Here is a 22938-nt window from a genome sequence, read left to right as displayed (position 1 = left end):
CGGATGTTAGGCGTCCATGATCGCCCGCGAAAGCCCCCGATGATGCATCAACGGGGTTGTCATCTGCGCAAAGGCTGGCATTGATCGCATGACGGATCATGAACGGAGGAGCGGCATGTTTGATTTCCTTTCTGGGCACCGCCCCCCAACACTGACCGGGCGCGCAATGATTGCGACCTCGCACCCGCTGGCAACCAGTGCCGGGTTGGAGATCTTGTCCAGCGGCGGCAATGCCGTCGATGCGGCGATTGCGGCAGCCGCTGTTCAGGCGGTCGTTGATCCGTTGATGACCGGAATCGGCGGGGACTGTTTCGTTCTGTATGCGCCGAAAGATGGCAGGGTTAAGGCGCTGAACGGTTCTGGTCGCGCGCCGGCCGCCGCCACCCTTGATGCCCTGAGGCAGGCCGGTCTGTCAGACGAAATCCCACACCAAAGCCCTCATGCCGTCACCGTGCCCGGTGCCGTTTCGGCATGGAGCCGCCTGCATGGCGATCACGGCAGCCTGCCCCTGCCGCGGATTTTCCGACGCGCGATTGACTATGCTCAGGACGGTTTCCGCGTCACCCCGCGCGTTGCACAGGACTGGGCCGGATCAGCGCACGTTCTGTCACCCGAAGCCGCCGCCGCGATGACCCCTGACGGCCACCCGCCACAACCGGGCGATCAGGTCGCGCAGCCCCTGCTGGCGCAACGGTTCCAGCAGATCGCGGAATTTGGCCCCTCCGCCTTTTACGAAGGCGATACCGCGGCAAGCATGGTCGCCTTTCTGCGCGACCTTGGCGGGTTGCATACGCTTCAGGATTTCGCCGACGGCAAGGACGGTGCAACCTGGCACGACCCGATCAGCGCCACCTATCGCGGGTATGAGGTGCATGAATGCCCGCCGAACGGCCAGGGCGTAGCCGCGCTGCTGATCCTGAAACTGCTGGAAGGCTTTGACTTGGCGACCCTGTCCGAAGCCGACAGGATCCACGTTCTGGCCGAAGCAACCAAACTGGCCTACCACCACCGCGATGCGTTGGTCGGTGATCCCGAAGATTGTGCAGATGTGGTCGAAACGCTGCTGGCCGAGCAGACCATTGCCACCTTGCGCGCGCGCATCCACATGGACCGCGCCATGCCCCCGGTCCTGTGGGACGAACCTGAACACAAGGACACGATCTATCTGTGCGTCGTCGACGATCAGGGCAATGCCGTGTCCTTTATCAACTCGATCTTTCAAGGCTTCGGGTCTGGGCTGCGCGACCCCGGCACCGGGGTGCTGTTCCAAAGTCGTGGCGCGTCCTTCCGCCTGATCGACGGGCATCCGAACGCCATCGGCCCGCGCAAACGCCCCCTGCATACGATCATTCCGGGCATGGTCACGCAAAACGGGCGGACCGTGATGCCGTTCGGGGTCATGGGCGGGCAGTATCAGGCCACGGGCCATGCACAGTTCCTGTCTGGCGTCATTGATCGCGGACTGTCCCTGCAAGCCGCGATTGACGAACCACGCAGTTTCGCCACCGCAGGCAGGCTGGACATCGAACCCACCGTATCGCAAGACGTGCGAACCGATCTGGAACGCCGGGGGCACAAGCTTAACGTCCTGAAAAGCCCGATGGGCGGCGGTCAGGCAATCCGCATTCGCGATGACGGGCTGCTTGAAGGCGGGTCGGACAGCCGCAAAGACGGCATGGCCCTGGGATTCTGATGCGGGCTTCAAAGCCCGAGGAGAAATGAATGAAATTCCTCAGACGATTTGGCATCGACACCTATATGTTTCTGCTGATCGGCGTGGTGGCACTTGGAGTGATCCTGCCCGCCCAGGGCATCGGTGCGAAAATCCTTGGGCAGATCACCTTTTGGGCCGTCGCGCTGCTGTTCTTTCTGTATGGCGCCAAGCTGGATACCGCATCCGTGCGGGCGGGGTTCATGAATCTGCGCCTGCAATCCCTGTCGTTTCTGGCGACTTACGTGATGTTTCCCGTTCTTGGCCTGCTGATCGCGTGGACAATGGGGGACCAGCTTGGACCAGAGTTGACCTTGGGCATCCTGTTTCTGTCAGTGCTGCCTTCAACCATCCAATCCTCGATTGCGTTTACGGCGATGGCGGGCGGCAACGTGCCCGCCGCAATCTGTTCGGCATCCCTGTCCAATCTGGTCGCGGTTGTGCTGACCCCTACCCTGATGGCGCTGATATTGCATCAAAGCGGCGGGATCAGCACCGATGCCATCAGCAAGATTGCCTTGCAGATCCTGTTGCCCTTTGTCCTTGGCCAGTTGCTGCGCCGCTGGATCGGCGGCTTTATTCTGCGCCATAAGTTTCTGACCATGATTGTTGATCGCGGATCGATCCTGCTGATCGTCTATTCGGCCTTCAGTGCGGGAACCGTGGCAGGTATCTGGTCCGCGATCCCGCTGAACCGGCTGCTGCTGCTGGGCGCGGTAATCTGCGTCTTTCTGGCAATCAGCATGTGGCTGATGGTGCTGACAGGGCGCTTTTTTAATCTGCCCGCGCCGGATCGCACGACGCTGCTGTTTTGCGGATCGACCAAAAGCCTTGCCAGCGGACTGCCAATTGCAACAGCGATCTTTCCGGCGTCACAGGTCGGAGCGATTATTCTGCCGCTGATGCTGTTCCACATGATCCAGCTTTTGGTCTGTGCGGTCATTGCGCAAAGGAAAGCTGCCCAGAATGTCGCTGCTCTGACCTGAAGCAAAAGGGATCGCGTGACTAGCGACGCGACCCCTTTTCGTTGTGTTGGATCAGGCTGGCTGAGCTGCCTGTTTCGTCGACGGCTCCGGCGCATCTGTTGGCGGCGAGACGCGCATCACAACGCAATACAGCGCCGGCACAAAGACCAGCGTGATCAGCGTGCCCGCGATAATCCCGCCCATCATGGCATAGGCCATCGGTCCCCAGAACACCTGTCGCGCAATCGGGATCAACGCCAGCGAGGCCGCCGCCGCCGTCAGCAGAATCGGACGCGCCCGACTGTCTGATGCCTCGAACACGGCATCCCATTGAGATCGGCCCTTGTGCAGCAATTCCTGAATTTCATGCACCAGAATGACCGAGTTTCGGATCAGGATCCCGATCAGCGCCAGAATGCCCAGAATTGCCACAAAGCCCATCGGCACGCGGAACGGCACCAGGACTGCAACGACACCGATCAAGCCCAGGGGGGCCGCGGCGAATACGATCAGCGACAACCGGAAGCTTTGCATCTGCATCATGACCAGAACGGCCATGATCAACAACATGACGGGCACGACAGCCGCGATAGGTGCCTGACTATCGGCTGATGACTCGACCGTGCCACCAATCTCGATCTTGACCGAAGCCGGCAAGCTGCCCTGATATTCGGCAACGCGGTCTGTCAGCGCGGTCACCATGGTTGCGGGCTGGTCGTCGGTTGCGATGGCCGCCTTGACCGTCACGGTCGGCAGGCCGTCGCGCTGCATGATCAAGGGCTGTTCGGTGCCATAATCCAGCGCGACCAGTGCAGACAGTGGCACGCTGCTGCCATCTGCCAGGCTCAACTGCAGATCGCGGATCGAATCCAGCGATTCACGGTCCAATTCCGTTCCGCGTGCGACCACATCGACCAGAAAGATATCATCCCGCAACTGCGTGACCGTCTTGCCGGAATACAGCGCCGACAGTGCATCGGCGATATCCGCGCTGGTCACGCCCAACTGGCGGGCCTGATCCTGATCCACCGCCAGACGGACGACCCGCGCCGGTTCGTTCCAGTCCATGGCGATATCGCGCAGGCGCGGCTCGCCCGCCAGAACGGTTTCCAGCCCACGGGCGGCATCCCGCGCCTCATCCACGCTGGGCGCGCTGACACGGTATTGGACCGGCTTGCCCACAGGCGGGCCGATTTCAAGGTTCTTCACATAGATATCGACGCCCGCAAATTCACGCGCGGCCAGATCATTCAACTTGGCCTTCACACGGTCGCGCGCCTCAAGATCAGGCGTCTGGATGATGATCTGACCCATCTGCGGACCAGCCGTCGGCACATCCATCGACAGCACAAAGCGCGGCGCCCCCTGCCCCACATAAGAGGTCCAGAACGACACATCATCATCGCCTTTCAGCGCCGCTTCCAGCTTGTCCATATCGGCGCGTGTTTTGGTGATCGATGAATTCTGACGTTCGTTGATATCGACAATCACCTCGGTCCGGTCGGATGTCGGGAAGAACTGCTGTTCCACAAAGCGCATCGCGAAAACCGAAAACCCGAACAGTGCAAAGGTCACAAGCACCGTCACCCACTTGAAACGCATCGCGGTCAGCAAAAGATCGTGGAAACGGCGGCGCAGCCAGCCCGCTTTCTGTTCGTGATGCCCCATGTTTTCCTTCAGGAACGTGACGCCCAGAAGCGGCGCGAACAACACGGCAACGATCCACGAAATCACCAGTGACACTGCGATCACGACGAATAGCGAGAATGTAAATTCACCCGCGGCAGAGTTGTTCAGGCCGATCGGAATGAAACCGGCCACCGTGACCAGCGTGCCTGTCAGCATCGGGAATGCAATCGAAGTCCACGCATAGCTGGCCGAGGCTTCCAGCGTCTCACCTATTTCCAGGCGCGATATCATCGTCTCGATTGCGATCATGGCGTCATCAACCAACAGCCCAAGCGCAATGATCAGCGCGCCCAGCGAGATACGTTGCAACGTGATCCCGTAAAGGTCCAGAATGACAAATGTAATCGCCAGAACCAGTGGGATCGTCAGAGTCACCACGAAGCCTGCACGGAAACCCAGGCTGACAAAGCTGACGATCAGCACGATGATGACAGCCTCGGCCAGCGCCTGCACGAAGTGGCCCACGGCCTCGTCAACGACATGCGGCTGATCGGCGACCTTGGCCATGTCGATGCCGACCGGCAAATCGGCCGCGACCTGCGCCATCAGCGCATCCAAAGCCTCGCCGAATTCCAGAATGTTTTCACCATCGCGCATGCCGATTTGCAGGCCGATCGCGGGCTTTCCCCCATAGCGGAACAGGGCTTCCGGCGGGTCTTGATAACCGCGCGTGACCGTGGCCACATCGGCCAGATTGAAGAAACGCTCGCCCACACGCAGGTTCACCGCGGCGATGGCAGAGGCGTCGTCGAACTGACCATCGACACGAACCAGAACACGTTCAGGCCCAGCCTCGATCACACCCGAGGGGGAAATCGCGTTCTGCTGGGCCAGCGTATTCATCACCTGCTGCTGGTTCAGACCAAGCGCCGCCAGCCGGGCGGCCGAAAATTCCAGAAATATCTGCTCTTCCTGCTCGCCCAACAACTCTGTCTTGCCGGCGGTATCCAACGCGCTGACCTGTTTGCGAATGTCTTCGACCCGGTCACGCAATTCGCGGGGCGTAAATCCATCGGCGGTGAAAGCGTAGATATTGCCGTAGACATCGCCGAAATCATCGTTGAAGGCGAAGCCGGAAAATTCGCTTGGGAAATCGGCACGGATGTCAGACATCATCTCGCGCACGCGCTGCCAGATTCTGCTGACTTCCGAAGCAGGCGTGGTGGGCAAAAGCTCGACATAAACGACGGCTTGTCCGGGCATGGTGACGGAGCGGGTAAAGTCCAGCTCGTCCAGTTCTTCCAGCTTGGTTTCGATCCGCGTCGTGACCTGCTTGACCGTTTCTTCGATACTCGCGCCGGGCAACGCTGCGCCGATCACCATGGTCTTGATGGTGAAATTCGGGTCTTCCTCGCGCCCGAGGTTCAGATAGGCCAGCGTTCCGGCGATCAGAGAGATAATCAGCAGGAACCAGACAAAGCTGCGGTGATGCAGCGCCCAATCGGACAGGTTAAAACGCTTCAAGGTTCAACCCTCCGGCCGACTTGCTGCCCTTCGGACAGGGAATGAATTCCCCGGACGACGATCTCATCGCCGGGTTCGATGCCGCTTTCCACGGACAGACGTCCCTGAAAGGAAGGGGTATGGGCAATCTGGACCTTTTCGACGCTGGCTCCATCCTGATGACGCTGGACACGCCAGACGAATGAGCCGCCGTCCTGTTCCAACACGGCGGCGGCGGGCAGTGTGATCACCGGCTGGGATTCCGTGCCAAGCCGCGCACGCACCAAAGCCCCTAACCGGAAAGGAGCATCGGTCGGCAAGGTCAGATACAGGCGTCGCGTCCGGGTGGCGGAATCGGCCATCGGATCGATGCGATCCAATCTGGCCGGGACGATGTTCTGCGGGTCCGTCCGCTGCCAGACCGTGAATGACGCATTCTGCGGCAGGCTGACCAGCGCCGATTCCGGCAGATCAATCACCGCTTCGCGACGATCGTCCGCGGACAGTTTCAGCACCGGCGCACCGGCACTGACGACGGCACCGGGTGCTTCATAGACGGCACTGACCACGCCGGAAAACGGTGCGATCATCGTGGCATAGCTTTCGGCATCCTGCGCCTGCACCAGTTCAGAGCGCGCTTGCTGCAGCCCCGCCGCGGCAGATGCGGCGGCGTTTTGCGCCTGCTCCAGCTGGGCGGTCGAGGCGACATTGCGCTGCGCCAGTGCCTGCGTCCGTTCCAGCGTCAGCTGCGCGGTTTCATTCTGCACCTGGGCCGCGTCGACGGCGGCACGGGCGGCACGGGTCGATGCGGTCAGATCTTCGCTGGCCAGTTCGGCCAGGACATCGCCCTGTTCGACGCGGTCGCCCAAATCGACATTGCGTGCCACCATCCGGCCTAGCGTCTGAAAGGCCATCTCGACCTGCGTTCGCGATTGCACCGATCCCGGCACAGAGCGCGCATCCTCACCATGACCTTCGACGATTTCGCTGACAATCGGGCGTGGCGGGCCGCTGTCTTGCGCCTTGGAACTGAAGTCCAGCCATTCTGGCAGGCCAAGCGCCGAAGCGGGGGCGGTCAAAGCGATACCGATGATCGCGGCGGCGAGTGCGCGGGCAATCATCATGGCAGCACCTCGGCTTTCTGGACCTGACGGCCGGGATAAAGCAGTTGCGATCCCGCGCCGACAACGATCTGCCCCGGCTGGATGCCGTCGGACAGAAGCACCATCCCGTCAACAAAGTTATTGATCGTGACGGGCGTCAAAGAGACGGTATTGTCCTTGTCTACGATCCACACCGCAGCACCATCACCTTGACGCATCAGCGCGGTCCACGGCACGGAAATCCCTCGATCCACGGCAATGTCGACATTTCCCCGGATCGCCGCGCCAAGAAGCGCCGTATCCGAACGTGCGCCTTCAATCGCGACGCGCAGCGTCACTGTTCCATTGTCAGGATCGACCAAGGGAGAGATTTCAGTAACCTTCCCCGACATGGGCGGACGATCGATGTCCAGCGTGGTCAACCGAACGTCCGAGCCTAATGCATCATCAAGCCGTGGATGATCGGCAGCCTCGAAAACAGCCTCAAGCCCGTCAAGCGTCGCCATGGAAAAGGCCGGCTGTGCCGCGCCGACGATCTGCCCGGGCGCAATATCGCGGGCCGTGATAACCACTTCCTGAGGGGCGCGCAGCACCGTATCTTCGACGGCGCGCTGCGCCTGATCCAGATTGCTTTCCGCACTTTCCAGCGCACCATTCGCTTCGGATTCAGCCTGAACAGCAGCGTCGCGCGCAGCGCGGGTGCCGACACCACGGGCCAACAATGCCTTGGCACGATCGCTTGCCTGCGTCGCCTGCTCGGCCGAGGCGCGGGCGGCGGCCAGACTGGCCCTTGCCACTTGCAACGCCTGATCCTGCTGAACCGATTCCAACCGGGCCAAAGCCTGTCCCGGCTGAACATAGTCGCCTTCGTCGACCAGAACCTCGATGACGCGGCCACTTTGCTTGAAGCCAAGCTCGATACTGTCCTTGGCCTCGATCGTGCCGGAAAGCTGAAAGTCGACCAGAATCGGTTCGTCCGTCGCCTCGACCATTTCGACGCGCAACAGATTGTCCTGGGCGAACGCATTGGCCCCGACGACCGCAAGAGGGAAAGCCAGTGCCATCGCGGCAAGCGGTCTCCTCAGCCGAAAATCACTCATGGCATGCCCTGTTGTTTTTTCACAATCTGTCAGCGGCGGCGGCTTTTACAAGCCCCCCTGCCCCTACGTCACAGCGGCTTTTTGATGAAAATCAGGTCTGTCCCAACTTCCACTACGCAGGATTTTGCCTAAAATATCGACCGCCCGCGCAACATCGCTTGGATCGTTATACAGCGGCGCAAATCCAAAGCGTAGAACATCGGGGGCGCGGAAATCGCCAACGACACCCTGTGCGATCAGCGCCTGCATGACCGCGTAGGCATGCGGATGTCGGAAACTGACCTGAGAGCCACGCAATGACGGATCGCGGGGCGAGTTCAGTGTCACATCAGGGCAATTCGCCTCGACCCCGGCAATAAAAGCCTCGGTCAGTTCAATTGATCGGGCGCGAAGCTCTGCCATATCCACGCCGTCCCAAACGTCCAGCGCCGCATCCAACGCCGTCATGGCAATCACCGGTGGGGTTCCGACCCGCATCCTCTCGATCCCCGGTGCCGGACGATATTCCATATCGAACGCAAAAGGGGCGGCGTGGCCCATCCAACCCTGCAAGATCGGCTCTGCCTGTTCAGCCAGCCGTGGATTGGTCCAGATAAAAGCAGGCGCACCCGGCCCGCCATTCAGATATTTATAGGTGCAGCCAACCGCAAAATCCGCGTCCGCGCCCAACAGGTCGACATCCACGGCACCGGCCGAATGGGCCAGATCCCAAACTGTCAGCGCCCCATGCTGATGCGCCGTCGCCGTCAGGGCCTTCATGTCGTGGCGACGCCCGGTGCGGTAATCCACCTCGGTAATCATTAGGACCGCCAGATCATCATTGATTGCGGCTTCGACATCTTCAGGGGCAACGACGCGCAATTCCGCGCCAACGGCCTTGGCCAAACCCTGAGCGACGTAAAGGTCAGAAGGGAAATTACCGCTGTCCGACAGGATGACCCGGCGGTCCGGTCGTAGGACACGGGCAGCGCTGACGGCCTGAAAAACCTTGATGGAGAGCGTATCGCCCATCACCACCTGCCCCGCCCCCGCCCCGATCAGCCGTGCGATGCGATCACCAACCAGGCGCGGCTGCACATACCAGCCTGCCTTGTTCCAACCGGTAATCAGCATCTGCGACCATTCATCGGCCATCATATCGGCCACGCGCTGTCTGGCGGCCAAGGGCATGGGGCCAAGCGAGTTTCCATCAAGATAGGTGACACCATCTGGCAAATAGAATGCCCGGCGCGTAGTGGTAAAATCGGTCGACATATCCCCTCCTTCGGCAGAACAAACCACCACATTCCCGGAAATGAAAAGAGAACCAAGCCATGCCCTATCACGTGACAGACTGGGATGACGCTTATTCCAACTTTGCCTATATCCCCGATGCCGAACGGATCGTCCAGCGCATGCAGCAGGCGGCCAGCGCTTTCTGCGACGCGCATCCGTCCCGGCCATTGGGTGCGGGCAGGCTGTTTGTACCGGATCGCGGGCCCAAAGGCTTGGCCGTTTTTATCCATGGCGGCTATTGGTCCGAGCCTTATCCCGACCTGTGGTCGCATCTGGCGGCTGGACCGTTTGCACATGATTGGGCCGTCGCCATGCCGACCTACAGATTGGCACCAGAAGCGACATTGGCAGATATGGCGATCGAGGTTGCGCAGGCAGTATCCGTTGCCGCCAGCCAGACCAACGGCCCGATTGCGCTGACGGGTCATTCCGCCGGTGGCCAACTGGCGGCGCGTCTGATCTGTGGTGATCTGTTATCCGACGATGTTGCGAGCCGCATCCGGGCCTGCGTGCCAATATCGCCCATCGCCGATCTGCGTCCGATCATGCGCACCAAAATGAATGGCCTCATAGGACTGAACGAACAGCAAGCCCGACAGGAAAGCCCGATCTTCCTGACCCCTCGCAAAGGCATTGCCGTGACCTGCTGGGTGGGCGGCGATGAACGGCCCGAATTTCTGCGTCAGGCCCGTTTGCTTGCAGATGTCTGGGCAGGTCTGGGCAGCGCGACCGATTATGTTGTGGAACCGCGCCTGAACCATATGACCGTGCTCGACAGCCTGACCCGCGCCGACAGCCCATTGACCCGCAGATTGGTGGCGTGACTACGCGGTAAAATCGGCCTCGGTCGCGCCGGTAATGGCAAGCAAACGGTCCGGCGCGATGGCAAAGATATGTCGCGGCGTGCCGGCGGCGGCCCAGACCTGCTGAAAATCCCGCAATCGCGGATCGAAATAGGCCGTCACCGGATTCAGGTGACCAACGGGGGCGACGCCACCAATCGCGAACCCGGTTTCTTCGCGAATCAGATCGGCATCGGCCTTGCCCAGCGGTTGCCCGGCGACCGCCGTCGCCTTGGCTGCGTCGACACGATTGCCGCCCGCGGTCAGGAACAAAACAACATGCCCGGTATCTTCGCCGCGAAAGATAATGGATTTGGCGATCTGATCGACCATGCATCCCGCGGCGCGGGCAGCGTCTTCGGCGGTGCGGGTGCTTTCAGACATTTCCAGCACCTCGACAGGTTCATTCGCGGCCTCCAGTGCGGCTTTCACTCGTTTCAGACTTTTGCTCATTTTGCCCCCATCCATCGATGAGCCCAGCGTAATCGGGCGGCGCGACGGGTGAAAGCCTGTCAGCCGACACACCAGCAAACGAAAAGGGCGCCGCAATCCCGACGCCCTTCCCAAGATTTCCGATCAGCTCAGCCGAACAGTTTCGCCGCCGTATTCGCCACGCGGCGGCCCAGATAGCGGGCGCCGTCCAACTCTTCCTGGCCGGGCTGACGGCTGCCGTCGCCATTGGCAATGGTCGTCGCCCCATAGGGCGCACCGCCGACGATCTTGGAATTGTCCATCTGGCCTTGGAAACCATAGTCCAGACCAACGATGGTCATGCCAAAATGCAGCAGGTTGGTGATGATCGAGAACAGCGTGGTTTCCTGACCGCCATGCTGGGTCGCGGTCGAGGTAAAGGCCGCGCCCACTTTGCCATTCAGCGCACCACGCATCCAAAGGCCACCAGCCTGATCAAGGAAGTTCGACATCTGACCGGTCATGCGGCCAAAACGCGTTCCGGTGCCCACGATGATCGCGTCATAATTTTCCAGATCGGCAATCTGCGCGATCGGTGCAGCCTGGTCCATCTTATAATGAGAATTCTTGGCGACCTCTTCCGGCACCAGTTCGGGAACGCGTTTGATATCGACGGTTGCACCCGCTTCACGCGCACCTTCTGCGACGGCTTCCGCCATCTGCTCGATATGTCCGTAAGCCGAATAATAAAGAACGAGTACCTTGGTCATCTGTTTGTTCCTTCACAGTCCGAGAATCTTTTCCCGTTTCTATGCTGCATCGGAACCCTGTGTAGAGTCCCTGTTTTTGAAACCCGGCGTTCGATGCTTCCGATCCGCGCCCTGTCGCTTTGCAACGAAATATACATTCTGTGGATCATGGACCCTTTACGCTGGCAAATTCGTGTATACAATTGAAACTGTCCATCAGGCACTCCGAGCCGCGATCATTGTAAAGCCTATTATGTTCATTTCAGAAGCCCATTCGGCCCTAAAGCTTGTTGTTCCGCCGATTGTCGCGTTCCGTTGTCAGTCATGCTGGTTGCGGAAAACGTAATCGGACTTTGATACGCAAGGACCGCATCCTGCTCGGATGGTATCGAAATCTGCCAAGAGGCCGGGGGGGTCGCCTCGGCAGGTTTCGAAACCAGGACGGTCGCTTCTGCTTTGGCCGCACAGGCAAAGACAGGGCGACAACAGGGAGACGCTCCGCACCTCCTCCCGCGGGGCGTCTCTTTTTTGCTATGCTCTTTCGCCAGCCCCCCGGTTCCACCCGCCCGCTGTTGCGGTTAAAACAAGGGCCGACGCACAGCGCGTCCTGAAAGGAACGGTCATGAACGTCTATACTTTGCTCGTGCAGGTCGGCCGCACCAAAGGTGACGGTTTACCCGATGGAGCGACAGGAGCCGCACTGATCTGTTACGCCTCGGGCAAGGACGAGGCAGAGGCCGTTCGTGAAACCGTCGCCATTCTGAAGCAAGCCGATCTGGCCCCGCTGGATGTCACAGGCTATGGCACGCTGGACGAACGACTGACCGAAGGGCATGAAATTGATGACGATGAACGCGCACTGATGCAACGCGCATGGGATGAAAACTCGGTCATCATCGCCCATATGCAGCCCTTCTTTAAGGGCTGTGAAGGGTCACAAGGGGACGACGACATTCTGCATTGACGGTCTTTGAACCGACCTTTGAACCGACGCCGGACATCGTCACCGAACTGCGCAAAGTCAGCGTGAATCTCTTGGGCATCATCGCGCCACAGGCCGATGTTGCTCTATTCAACCAGTATCGCTTTCGTTACACTGCTTCACAATAATAACCGAAGCAGTCACAAACAGGCGATCCCATGAAATTATCCCGCATCATTCTGACCACCGCGCTGGTGGGCGCGCTGGCCGCTTGCGCAAGCCCGATGAACCGCAGCCCGGGAGGCATGTCCTCGGGCGGAAGCATCGAGCCCACCCCGATCCCGGCCGCTTCAGCGGGGGATGAGGCTGGCCTGCAGCGATTTGTTCAGACCTTCCGCGCGCGCGCATTGGCGTCGGGTGTGTCGGCCGGGACCTATGACCGCGCGATGCGGCTTGCCCGTTATAATCCCGATGTGATCCGTCTGGATCGCAAGCAGGCCGAATTTTCGCGCCCCGTCTGGCTGTATCTGGACAGCGCCGTGTCAGATTCGCGTATCAACACCGGTCGCGAAAAAGCATCGCAGCTGAATCGCACCATGTCCGCCATCGAAAGCCGGTATGGCGTGCCGCGTGAAATCGTGCTGGCCGTCTGGGGGATGGAATCAAACTTCGGCGCAAACCGTGGCAAGATGCAGATCATCCCGTCGCTTACCACGCTGGCCTATGACGGCCGCCGCGGTGAGATGTTCCAGAACCAGCTGATCGCGGCGCTTCGCATCCTGCAAGCCGGCGATACAGACCCGGAACACATGCTGGGTAGCTGGGCCGGGGCAATGGGCCACACCCAATTCATGCCGACGTCCTATCTGGAATACGCCGTCGACTTCACCGGCGATGGTCGTCGCGACATCTGGTCCGACGATCCGACCGACGCCTTGGCCTCGACCGCAGCCTATCTGGCCCGCAATGGCTGGCGTCGCGGGGAAGCGTGGGGGGCCGAGGTTCGCCTGCCCTCGGGCTTCAACATGGGCCAGGTCGGCAAGGGCACCCGCAAACCAAGCGGCACCTGGGCATCGCAAGGCGTGACCCGGATCGGTGGCGGCGCATTGCCGGGCGGCAACGGCTCGATCATCATGCCTGCGGGCGCGAACGGTCCGGCCTTCCTGATCCTGGACAACTTCCGCTCGCTGCTGCGCTACAACAACTCTGACAACTACGCGCTTGGCGTGTCCTTCCTGGGCGAGCGGATCGCCGGACGCGCCGGCATTCAGGGGTCGTGGCCACGCAATGACCGTCCGCTATCCACGTCCGAGCGTCAGGAAATCCAGCAGCGCCTGCGGGCCAAGGGCTTCTATCAGGGTGAAATCGACGGTCTGTTCGGTTCGGCCACGATGGAATCGGTTGCCGCCTATCAGCGATCCATCGGCGTCACACCCGACGGCTACCCGACCTCGATCCTGCTGGGTCAGCTGCGCCGTTAAAAGCGTTTACAATACAATCAAAGGCGGCCATCTGGCCGCCTTTTTTTAACGAAACCCCTCAACTGCCCAAGATTTTTTCATTTACTTAAAACGCTTTGTGGCATACGCGCGAATAGTTCATCCGTATCGGAGATAATCCAATGACCAAGTTTTTCGCATTGGCAGGTGCCGCCGTTCTGGCGCTGTCCGCCTGCACCCCAAAAGATTACGAATCTGCACCCGTGACGCTGGACACGCCGCAGGGGCCGGTTGTTTGTCAGCTTTACACCAAAAACATGCTTGATTGGGATCGTTCGATCACACGGCCAGATACGATGAACGTCGAGACCGCAGACAAACTTTGCGAGGCCGAGGGGCGTCGCCAGCAACAGGGCTGATCACCGAACCGCATGGCCGACGCAGATCGGCCATGCGCGCCATGTTCACCGCAAACGATTGCGAAAGGCGGCGATGACCTTGGCATAAACATCGCGCTTGAACGGCACGATGCTGTGCAACAGGTCGTCTGCCTTGATCCAACACCATTCGTTGAATTCTGGATGTTCGGTTTCGATCTGAACATCTGAATCACGCCCCAGAAAACGCATCAGCACCCATTTTTGCCGCTGCCCACCGTATTTGCCCTTCCAGATCTTGCCGACCATGTCTTCGGGCAGATCATAGTAAAGCCAATTCGGCGTTTCCCCCAGCACCTGAACCTTATCCTGCGAGACGCCGGTTTCTTCGACCAGTTCGCGCAGCGCCGCTTGCTGCACGGTTTCGCCCTTGTCGATCCCGCCCTGTGGCATCTGCCACGCGCCCGGCATCTGGATCCGCTGACCGGCAAAAACGCGGCCATCATCGTTGATCAGCACAACGCCCGCGCAGGGCCGGTAGGGCAAGCCGCCCGGCCCCGTTCTTTCATCAATCTGATCAGCCATCGTTGCCCGAGGCGTCGGCCCCACCTTCGCCGGTGCCGCCTTCGGTCCCGGACCCTTCGCCGGTCACGGCGGGGGTCGAAGCACTGGATACCTGATCCGCACGGAAATCGACCGCGGCCAGACCTTTCAGAACATCAACGGCATAGGCCAATTGATAATCTTCCTCGCGCAGTTTCGCGGTTGCCTCGACTTCGGCAGCTTCCTCCTCGATCTGCTTACGCTCTTCGTCGCTGATCGCATCATTGTTCAGCGCGCCGCGCAGATCCGCCTCGGACCGGCCGAAATTCGACTGGCTGCGGGGCGATTTCGCACCGTCCTCACCCTCTTCTTCCGGTGGGCGCGGCGGCTGTGCCACTATAATATCGGGCTGAATGCCCAAGGACTGGATCGAGCGGCCCGATGGCGTGTAATAACGCGCCGTGGTCAAACGGATCGCGCTTTCCGCAGTCACCGGCATGACCGTCTGGACCGAGCCTTTGCCAAAGCTTTTCTCACCCACGACAATGGCACGGCGATGATCCTGCAACGCGCCGGTCACAATTTCGGACGCGCTGGCCGAACCGCCGTTGATCAGTGCAACGATGGGCTTGCCCTGCGCCAGATCGCCGTCTTCGGCGTTCCATCGTTCGCTTTCTTCGGGATTACGGCCACGGGTGGACACGATTTCGCCTGCGTCAAGGAAGGCATCGGATACGCTAATCGCCTGATTCAACAAGCCGCCCGGATTGTTGCGCAGGTCCAGAACGAAACCCGTCACCTTGTCGATGCCACCAACTTCGGCAACAGCCTTTTCAAGTTCGGCCTTCAAGGTGTCATATGTTGCGTCGTTGAAGGTCGAAATGCGCAGAACGATGGCGTGACCTTCGATCCGGGTCTTGACCACGGTCAGCTTGATCGTGTCGCGGGTCATGGTCAGGTCGAACGGCTCATTTTCGCCTTCGCGCAGGATCGTCACGGTGATTTCGCTGCCGACCGGACCGCGCATCATGTCCACGGCCTGATCCAGCGTCAGCCCCATCAGCGATTCACCATTCACATGGGTGATGAAATCGCCGGTTTTCACACCAGCCTGCGCGGCCGGAGTGTCGTCGATGGGCGAAACCACCTTGACCAGACCGTCTTCCTGACTGACCTCGATCCCAAGGCCGCCAAAACTGCCACGGGTCTGGGTCTGCATGTCTTCGTAATCATTGGCCGACAGGAAAGAGCTGTGCGGATCAAGCGATGTCAGCATGCCGTTGATGGCCGCCTCGATCAGTTTCTTGTCGTCGGGTGCTTCGACATAATCGGCGCGCACACGTTCGAACACGTTTCCGAACAGCTCCAGCTGTTCATAAATCGATGCGTTTTTCCCGGCCTCTTGCGCGACCAGCGGCCCTGCAACCTGCGTCGTCAGAACCGCCCCTGCGATAATGCCGCCAACACCCGCGATCAGGTAATTTTTCATATCGGCCTTTCCTGCCTTCAGTCCTGTTCAGGCTCCACGACGGGATTCAGCACGAACCAATCCGCCGGGTCCAGTGTTTCCTGTCCCTTGCGCAATTCCAGATACAGCGTTTCCGAACGTCCTGCATCCCCGCCGCGCGCCGCATCGGCCACGAATTGCGCCCCAAATTCCTGCGCAGGAGCCTCTTCACCGCCCATCAGGCCGATCGGCTCACCTGCATTCAACACATCGCCGACTTCACCGAACACCTGCGACATTCCCGCAAATATCAGAAGATAGTCCCGCGCGGGTTCCAAAATCATCACATTGCCGTAATCCAGCAAAGGACCGCGATAGCGGATTGTCGCGGGCCAGGGCGTTGTCACCAAGGCGGCAGGCGGGGTTGCAATCACCCAACCGGGCCTGCGCACGCCTGCCCCGTCAGCTTCGTCATAGGGGCGCAGAACCGTGCCCACGACGGGCATGGGCAGGCTGCTTTGGGCGCCCTCGAAATCCTCCCTCGGGGGGCCGATATCGGATTGCATCTTGCTGACGCCATTGGCGAATTCGTCCAGGCTTTGCGCAGCGTCACGCAGTTTCTGCAACTCTGCCGGGGCCTCGGCAAAGCGCACGGGCATGGTCGAGCGGTCGGTGACTGCGCTTGCCAGCAGCCGCCGCGCTTCTTGCACGGCCGCAAGGCCTTCGCCCAACATGTCGGCGGCACTGGTCTGCAACTCTCGCACGGTAGCGATTTCGTCCAGCGCCAGTTGCAATTCCTCGGCCTCGGCCCGCAGGCCCGGCGTGACATCGGACAGGATCATGCCCGAACGCGCATTGGACAATGCCCCCGCAGGATGCAGCAGCATCGCCGATTCGGGTGATTGTTGAAGCGAGGTCATCGCGCCCAGCACGCTTGCCAGCCGGGTGCGCTGCTGCTCAAACTGACCACGCAGTTCTGTCTCTCGGGCACTGGCTTCCCGCAGACCGGCACGCAAGGCGGCCAGACCTTGTTCATACCCCCGGATCACCTCGGTCAGGGCGACGACCTGATCATCCTCGCTCAGGGCGCCTGACAGCTTGGACACGGCCGCACGCAGCTGCGCGGCAGCGGCCTGTGCATCAACAACCGCCTGACTGGCAGGCGACAATTCGGCGTCCTGCGCCAGCGAACAAACCGGCGCAGCTGCAAGCAGGCCGCCAAGCAGCAAGGGAAACAGAAATCTGGGCGTCATTCGGTCACAATCAGGCTTTCACCGGTCATTTCCGCCGGGGGCTGAATGCCCATCAGTTGCAGAACGGTCGGCGCCAGATCAGCTAATCGGCCATTGCGCAGATGCGCACCTTTGGGGCCGTTAAAGACGATGACCGGAACCGGGTTGATCGTATGTGCCGTATGTGGGCCGCCGGTTACGGGGTCGATCATGGTTTCGCAATTTCCGTGATCTGCGCAGATGACAGCCGCGCCACCAGTCTGTTCCAACGCCGCGATCATCCGGCCCAGCCCCTTGTCCACAGCCTCGCAGGCCCGAACCGCTGCAGGCAGGCTGCCAGTATGACCGACCATGTCGGGGTTGGCGAAGTTGACGACGATCAGGTCGTAGCCCGCCTCGATCGCCTCGACCAATTTACTGCTGACCTCGGCCGCAGCCATTTCCGGGGCCAGATCATAGGTTGCGACCTTTGGGCTTTGCGGCATGAAACGATCTTCGCCCGGCTCTGGCGTTTCCTTACCGCCGTTCAGGAAGAAGGTGACATGCGGATATTTTTCGGTCTCGGCCAGACGAAATTGGCGCAGACCGTGCTGCGCCACCCATGCCCCCAACGTATTGACGACCTGACGCTTGGGATAGGCAGCGGTCATAAAGGCATTATGACGTTCGCTGTAATCGACCATGCCCAGCACAGCACCCCATTCCGGGCGGTCGCTGACGTCGAAATCAGTGAAATCGCTGTCACCGACCGCCGACAGAATTTCACGGGCACGGTCCGCACGGAAGTTCAGAGAGAAGAAGCCATCGCCATCCATCGCACCATTATATCCGTCGATGACATAGGGCTGGATGAACTCATCCGTCTCGCCCTTGGCATAGGAATCGGCCACCGCAGCATCCGCGGATTCGGCTGGCTGACCCTGCCCTGCGACAATTGCGCGATAGGCGCGTTCAACCCGTTCCCACCGATTGTCGCGGTCCATGGCGAAGTAACGGCCAATGACGGTGCCGATCCGCGCCCCTTCGGAAAGATTGCCCTGCAATTCGGTGACAAAACCCTGTGCGGATCTCGGCGGCACATCGCGCCCATCGGTAATCGCATGAACGACAACCGGCACGCCCGCATCGGTTACCGCTTTCACGGCGGCCAGCACATGCATGATATGCCCATGCACGCCACCATCGGACACAACACCCATCAGGTGCGCCGTGCCGCCGGTTTTTTTCATCCGGGCGATAAAGTCACCCAAGGCCCGATTCAGAAGAAAGCTGCCATCCTCGATCGCAAGGTCTATCTGACCCAGATCCATCGCCACCACGCGACCAGCGCCGATATTGGTATGACCCACTTCCGAGTTGCCCATTTGCCCGCGCGGCAGCCCCACGTCAGGGCCGAAAGTCGTCAGCGTCGCATGCGGGCATTCCGCCATCAGCCGGTCAAAATTCGGGGTCTTTGCCTGCGCCGGCGCACTTTGTTCGGGCCGGTCCGAGATGCCCCAGCCGTCAAGGATGCAAAGGATCACCGGTTTCGTCATGTTGGCCTCGTGCTGATTTGTGTCTTTGTTACGCTTGTCAGCGGAAGGCGACAACCGGGGACGGGTAGTGTTGGGCCTTATTCCGCTGGAAATCCGCCATCGGACGGCAGAAAATCAGGCCCGGTGATAAGGCGATCCGGCCAGAATGGTCGCGGCACGGTAAAGCTGCTCGGCCAGCATGACCCGCACCAGCATATGCGGCCAGACCATGCGGCCAAAGCTGATCTGCCAATCCGCGCGCTGCCGCAGGGTCGGATCAATTCCGTCAGCACCGCCGATCACAAAGCACAGGTCACGCGCCTGATCGCGATACCCCGCCAACTTGTCTGCAAATTCCGGTGAGGTTGGTTGCTGGCCACGCTCATCCAACATGACAAGCGTCGCGCCAGAGGGGATCGCCCGTGCCAACAATTCGGCTTCGGCGGTCGAACCGCCGCCGCGCTTATCCTCGACCTCGATCACATTGACCGAGGGCAGGCCAAGCGAACGGCCGGTGCGGGCAAAGCGGTCCAGATAATCCGAAACAAGTTCGGCCTCGGGGCCGTTACGAAGCCGCCCGACCGCAGCAATATCAATCCGCATCAGCCGTGCCTGGTCGTTAGTGTTCGGGCCGCACGCCTTCACGGACGCGGCTCAGCGCGTCGGCAGGAAGCCACATCTTTTCCAACTGGTAGAATTCGCGGACTTCGGGCCGGAACACATGGACGATCACATCGTCTGTATCGATCAGCACCCAATCTCCGGCATCCTTGCCCTCGATTCGCGCGGTGCGACCAGTTTGGCCCTTATAGCGGTCAGCCAGCTTTTCGGCGATTGCGGCCACCTGGCGGGTGCTGCGGCCGGATGCGATCACCATGTGATCCGCCATCGACGACCGACCACGCAAGTCGATGGTCACAATATCCTCGGCCTTGTCATCCTCTAACGAGGCCAAGATACTGGCAAGCAACTGATCGCTGGTCAGATTTTCGCCAGTGGCGGCGGCCGCAGCAGCGCTGGCGGCCGGCGAGACGTCATTTGACAGGGTTCCATCCTCCGGTCAGCGCATCGTTCGTCCCCGATGCTGGGATGATATAAAGATAGCATCTTTTCGCGCCGTCTCAATCGTCGGTCACGGTTTTGGCACCAATATCTTGTGTATCCGGCAAGGTTTCACCCTTTTGGATGATGAATGTGTCGTTCATGACGCGCACTTCGCGCTGCGGGAACGGGATCGAGATGCCGTTTTCCTTGAACGCATCCCACAAGGCCAGAAACACCTGACCCCGCACATTGGTCAGCCCTGTCGACGCGTCCCTGATCCAGAAGCGCAGGACGTAATCCACTGAATTCTCGCCAAAACCCGTAATCCAGCAGACCGGGCGCCGATGTGACAGAACGCGGTCAACGGTCACTGCGGCGGCTATGGCAATCTCACTGACCTGATGGGGATCATCGTCGTAAGAGGCGCCGAAGTTCAGATCCAGACGCACGAAATCATTCGTGTGCGACCAGTTGACCACCTGCCCTGTCACCAGATCTTCGTTCGGGATCAGGTATTCCTTGCCATCCCGTGTTACGACGCTGACATACCGTGCGCCCAGTTCCTCGATCCAGCCAAAGGTATCGCCAAGGCTGATCACATCACCCGGCTTGACCGATTTATCCAGCAGGATGATCACGCCGGAAACAAGGTTCGAGACAACCTTTTGCAGGCCAAAGCCCAGCCCGACGCCGACTGCCCCGGAAAATACCGCAAGCCCGGTCAGATCAAAACCCACGGCCTTCAGCCCCACGACGACGGCAAGACTGAACAGCACCACCTGCAACAACTTGGCCGTCAACACCCGCATGGTCGGTGAGATATCTTCGTTCTTTGCCAACCGCCCCGTAATCAACCGCGACAGCGCCCTGGCCCCTGCCAACATCAGGCCGGTGATCGCCAAAGCCTTGAGAACCGTCAGCAATGACAAACGAAAATCCCCGACGCTTAACGCGACGCTGTCCAGAAATTCGGCAAAAGGATCGGTCAGCAACAGCAGATGCAATGTTACCCAGATCCACGCCACCCACGTGACGATACGACGCAAAAAGCGGTTCGTGATGATGCGGGCCAGAAATGAAATGACCCCCCATGCGGTTGCGATGGTCGCGGCCAGCGCGATGACCTGACTGCGAAACGGAAACGTGATCTGCTGCATGACCAGCACAACAGTCCAGCTGAGCAGCACGAAAAAGATCAGCGTCAGGCGCTGGTCGATCAGCAACCCAAGCCTGAGACGCCATTTCGGCCAGTTCTCTCTGCCACGCAGCCAGCTGGTCAGACGCGGTGACATGACGCGCGCCAATAACCAGGAAAGCAGCAGCAGCCCAACGATCGCGGGTAGTTGGTAGATTCGCGACGGGATCAGCAATGTGTCGATGAACAGACGGATCCGATACCACAGCCCCTGTGCGGCATCTATGACCTGAGGATCCAGTTGTTCCATCGGCACCCCCTCCCTAACTTATAAAAACCAACCATGCGTAGTTGCGCAATATTGCGTCAACGCAGAAAGACCCGTAAAAGATTACCCATGTCTGGATTCATTTATTTCGACATACACGACCGCGCGCGCCTGCCTTCACGGTTCTTTGGCGAGGCGCTGTGCGTGACAGCTCGGGGCTGACTCGGGCTGAATCGTTGCGGCCATGCCGCAGCCACCGACATTTCACACCCCATTCGCATCACAGCCGAAAGCTACAGCCATGACGAATATCGCCGCCGCACGCACATTGTATGACAAGATCTGGGATGCCCATGTGGTCGACCAGTCGGAAGATGGAACCTGCCTGCTTTATATCGATCGCCATCTGGTTCACGAAGTCACCAGCCCGCAGGCGTTCGAAGGGCTGCGCATGGCCGGACGCAAAGTTCATGCCCCTGATCGCACCATCGCCGTACCGGACCATAACGTGCCGACCACGCTGGACCGTCAAAAGGGCATCGACAACGAAGAAAGCCGTATTCAGATCGACGCGCTGGACCACAATGCCCGCGAATTCGGGGTCCATTATTATCCCGTGAACGACATCCGACAGGGGATTGTCCATATCGTTGGCCCCGAACAGGGCTGGACCCTGCCCGGCATGACAGTGGTGTGCGGCGATAGCCACACCGCCACGCATGGCGCATTCGGCGCACTGGCCCACGGCATCGGCACGTCCGAAGTGGAACATGTTCTTGCCACGCAAACGCTGATCCAGAAGAAGTCCAAGAACATGAAGGTCGAGATTACCGGCCGCCTGGCCCCCGGTGTCACGGCCAAGGATGTCGTCTTGGCCATCATCGGTCATACAGGCACCGCAGGCGGCACCGGCTATGTCATCGAATATTGCGGCGAAGCGATCCGCGGCCTGTCGATGGAAGGCCGCATGACCATCTGCAACATGGCAATCGAAGGCGGCGCCCGCGCTGGCCTGATCGCGCCGGATGAAACCACCTTTGACTATGCCAAAGGCCGCCCTCACGCCCCCAAAGGTGCCCAGTGGGAAGCCGCGCTGAACTGGTGGCGCACGCTTTACAGCGATGCCGATGCGCATTGGGACAAGGTCGTGACGTTGCGCGCCGAAGATATCGCCCCAACCGTAACCTGGGGCACCAGCCCGGAAGATGCCCTGCCCATTACCGCCGTTGTCCCCGCACCGGAAAGCTTTTCAGACGGCAAGATCGACGCGGCCCGCCGGTCGCTGGACTATATGGGCCTGACGGCAGGCACCAAGCTGACTGACATTGCCATCGATGCGGTCTTCATCGGATCTTGCACCAATGGCCGGATCGAGGATCTTCGCGCCGCAGCCGACGTGTTGCGCGGTCGAAAGCTGGCCGACGGCGTGCGCGGCATGGTCGTTCCCGGCTCGGGTCTGGTCCGCGCGCAGGCCGAGGAAGAAGGTCTGGACCTGATTTTCAAGGAGGCCGGTTTCGAATGGCGTCTGGCGGGATGTTCGATGTGCCTGGGGATGAACCCCGACCAGCTTGTGCCCGGCGAACGCTGTGCGGCGACCAGTAACCGTAACTTCGAAGGGCGTCAGGGCTACAAGGGCCGCACCCACCTGATGTCCCCGGCCATGGCGGCAGCCGCCGGTGTTGCAGGGCATCTGGTCGACATTCGCGAATTTACGGTGCAGCCGGCATAA

At 60.2% G+C, this 22938-nt stretch carries 21 protein-coding genes; 8 read left to right on the top strand and 13 right to left on the bottom strand.

Translation table 11 applies throughout. The annotated features are described in order from the left end of the window. Positions 1–115 precede the first annotated feature (115 nt). Positions 116–1693 (top strand): gamma-glutamyltransferase, encoded by a 1578-nt coding sequence (ggt, locus tag H4P12_RS08745; protein WP_187793248.1) that lies wholly within the window; start codon positions 116–118, stop codon positions 1691–1693. 29 nt (positions 1694–1722) lie between these two features. Further along, entirely contained in the window at positions 1723–2697 is a 975-nt protein-coding gene (locus H4P12_RS08740; protein ID WP_187793247.1) for a bile acid:sodium symporter family protein, read from the top strand. Positions 2698–2748: 51 nt separating this feature from the next. Here H4P12_RS08740 and H4P12_RS08735 read toward each other — a convergent pair whose 3' ends face one another. The 4 genes from H4P12_RS08735 to kynU all read right to left on the bottom strand — a co-directional run bounded on the left by H4P12_RS08735 (position 2749) and on the right by kynU (position 9265). Then, entirely contained in the window at positions 2749–5829 is a 3081-nt protein-coding gene (locus H4P12_RS08735) for an efflux RND transporter permease subunit (RefSeq protein ID WP_187793246.1), read from the bottom strand. Next, positions 5826–6932, bottom strand: a complete 1107-nt coding sequence (locus H4P12_RS08730) for an efflux RND transporter periplasmic adaptor subunit (protein WP_187793245.1) — start codon at positions 6930–6932, stop codon at positions 5826–5828. Before H4P12_RS08730 ends, H4P12_RS08735 begins: the two co-directional genes overlap by 4 nt. Continuing rightward, positions 6929–8011, bottom strand: coding sequence for an efflux RND transporter periplasmic adaptor subunit (locus H4P12_RS08725; protein WP_187793244.1), 1083 nt, complete (start codon positions 8009–8011; stop codon positions 6929–6931). The genes H4P12_RS08730 and H4P12_RS08725 overlap by 4 nt, the downstream gene beginning before the upstream one ends. Before the next feature lie 63 nt (positions 8012–8074). Next, positions 8075–9265 carry a kynureninase gene (gene kynU, locus H4P12_RS08720; protein WP_187793243.1) on the bottom strand — a complete coding sequence of 397 codons (1191 nt, stop codon included), beginning with the start codon at positions 9263–9265 and terminating at the stop codon, positions 8075–8077. Between the two features lie 59 nt (positions 9266–9324). Here kynU and H4P12_RS08715 point away from each other — a divergent pair, with 59 nt between their 5' ends. Then, positions 9325–10110 carry an alpha/beta hydrolase gene (locus tag H4P12_RS08715; RefSeq protein WP_187793242.1) on the top strand — a complete coding sequence of 262 codons (786 nt, stop codon included), beginning with the start codon at positions 9325–9327 and terminating at the stop codon, positions 10108–10110. Here the strand turns inward: H4P12_RS08715 and H4P12_RS08710 are convergent, their stop codons facing one another. Next, entirely contained in the window at positions 10111–10581 is a 471-nt protein-coding gene (locus H4P12_RS08710) for a YbaK/EbsC family protein (protein ID WP_187793241.1), read from the bottom strand. Between the two features lie 128 nt (positions 10582–10709). After that, positions 10710–11309: an NAD(P)H:quinone oxidoreductase gene (gene wrbA / locus H4P12_RS08705; protein WP_187793240.1), complete on the bottom strand. Its 600-nt coding sequence runs from the start codon at positions 11307–11309 to the stop codon at positions 10710–10712. A 601-nt stretch (positions 11310–11910) separates the two neighbouring features. Here wrbA and H4P12_RS08700 point away from each other — a divergent pair. The 4 genes from H4P12_RS08700 (at position 11911) to H4P12_RS08685 (ending at position 14068) form a co-directional block, all read left to right on the top strand. Continuing rightward, positions 11911–12252 carry a hypothetical protein gene (locus H4P12_RS08700; protein WP_187793239.1) on the top strand — a complete coding sequence of 114 codons (342 nt, stop codon included), beginning with the start codon at positions 11911–11913 and terminating at the stop codon, positions 12250–12252. Beyond that, on the top strand, positions 12249–12398 hold the full coding sequence (locus H4P12_RS08695) for a hypothetical protein (protein WP_187793238.1): 150 nt from the start codon (positions 12249–12251) through the stop codon (positions 12396–12398). The genes H4P12_RS08700 and H4P12_RS08695 overlap by 4 nt, the downstream gene beginning before the upstream one ends. A gap of 30 nt (positions 12399–12428) precedes the next feature. Then, complete coding sequence (locus H4P12_RS08690) at positions 12429–13691, top strand: lytic murein transglycosylase (protein WP_187793237.1); 1263 nt, start codon at positions 12429–12431, stop codon at positions 13689–13691. 140 nt (positions 13692–13831) lie between these two features. Beyond that, positions 13832–14068, top strand: a complete 237-nt coding sequence (locus H4P12_RS08685; RefSeq protein WP_187793236.1) for a hypothetical protein — start codon at positions 13832–13834, stop codon at positions 14066–14068. A gap of 45 nt (positions 14069–14113) precedes the next feature. Here H4P12_RS08685 and H4P12_RS08680 read toward each other — a convergent pair whose 3' ends face one another. From H4P12_RS08680 to H4P12_RS08650, 7 genes are all read right to left on the bottom strand, one after another. Beyond that, positions 14114–14611, bottom strand: a complete 498-nt coding sequence (locus H4P12_RS08680; protein ID WP_187793235.1) for an RNA pyrophosphohydrolase — start codon at positions 14609–14611, stop codon at positions 14114–14116. Beyond that, positions 14604–16058, bottom strand: coding sequence for a S41 family peptidase (locus tag H4P12_RS08675; protein WP_187793234.1), 1455 nt, complete (start codon positions 16056–16058; stop codon positions 14604–14606). The genes H4P12_RS08680 and H4P12_RS08675 overlap by 8 nt, the downstream gene beginning before the upstream one ends. 17 nt (positions 16059–16075) lie before the next feature. Next, the gene (locus H4P12_RS08670) at positions 16076–17269 is read right to left on the bottom strand and encodes a murein hydrolase activator EnvC family protein (RefSeq protein ID WP_187793233.1); all 1194 of its coding nucleotides are present in this window, start codon (positions 17267–17269) and stop codon (positions 16076–16078) included. Next, a complete protein-coding gene (gene gpmI, locus H4P12_RS08665) occupies positions 17266–18783 on the bottom strand; it encodes a 2,3-bisphosphoglycerate-independent phosphoglycerate mutase (RefSeq protein WP_187793232.1) in 1518 nt (505 codons plus the stop codon). Before gpmI ends, H4P12_RS08670 begins: the two co-directional genes overlap by 4 nt. 114 nt (positions 18784–18897) lie before the next feature. Further along, a complete protein-coding gene (gene rlmH / locus H4P12_RS08660) occupies positions 18898–19365 on the bottom strand; it encodes a 23S rRNA (pseudouridine(1915)-N(3))-methyltransferase RlmH (RefSeq protein ID WP_187793231.1) in 468 nt (155 codons plus the stop codon). A gap of 16 nt (positions 19366–19381) precedes the next feature. Continuing rightward, positions 19382–19807: a ribosome silencing factor gene (gene rsfS, locus H4P12_RS08655; protein ID WP_187793370.1), complete on the bottom strand. Its 426-nt coding sequence runs from the start codon at positions 19805–19807 to the stop codon at positions 19382–19384. Between the two features lie 76 nt (positions 19808–19883). Continuing rightward, positions 19884–21251 carry a mechanosensitive ion channel family protein gene (locus H4P12_RS08650; protein WP_187793230.1) on the bottom strand — a complete coding sequence of 456 codons (1368 nt, stop codon included), beginning with the start codon at positions 21249–21251 and terminating at the stop codon, positions 19884–19886. Positions 21252–21510: 259 nt separating this feature from the next. Between H4P12_RS08650 and leuC the strand changes: the two genes are divergently transcribed. Continuing rightward, positions 21511–22938: a 3-isopropylmalate dehydratase large subunit gene (gene leuC, locus H4P12_RS08645; RefSeq protein ID WP_187793229.1), complete on the top strand. Its 1428-nt coding sequence runs from the start codon at positions 21511–21513 to the stop codon at positions 22936–22938.

The organism is Paracoccus amoyensis (assembly GCF_014490725.1).
Taxonomy (GTDB): Bacteria; Pseudomonadota; Alphaproteobacteria; order Rhodobacterales; family Rhodobacteraceae; genus Paracoccus; species Paracoccus amoyensis.
The sequence above is the reverse complement of the archived record's forward strand: the minus strand, read 5'-3'. Positions and strand labels throughout refer to the sequence as shown.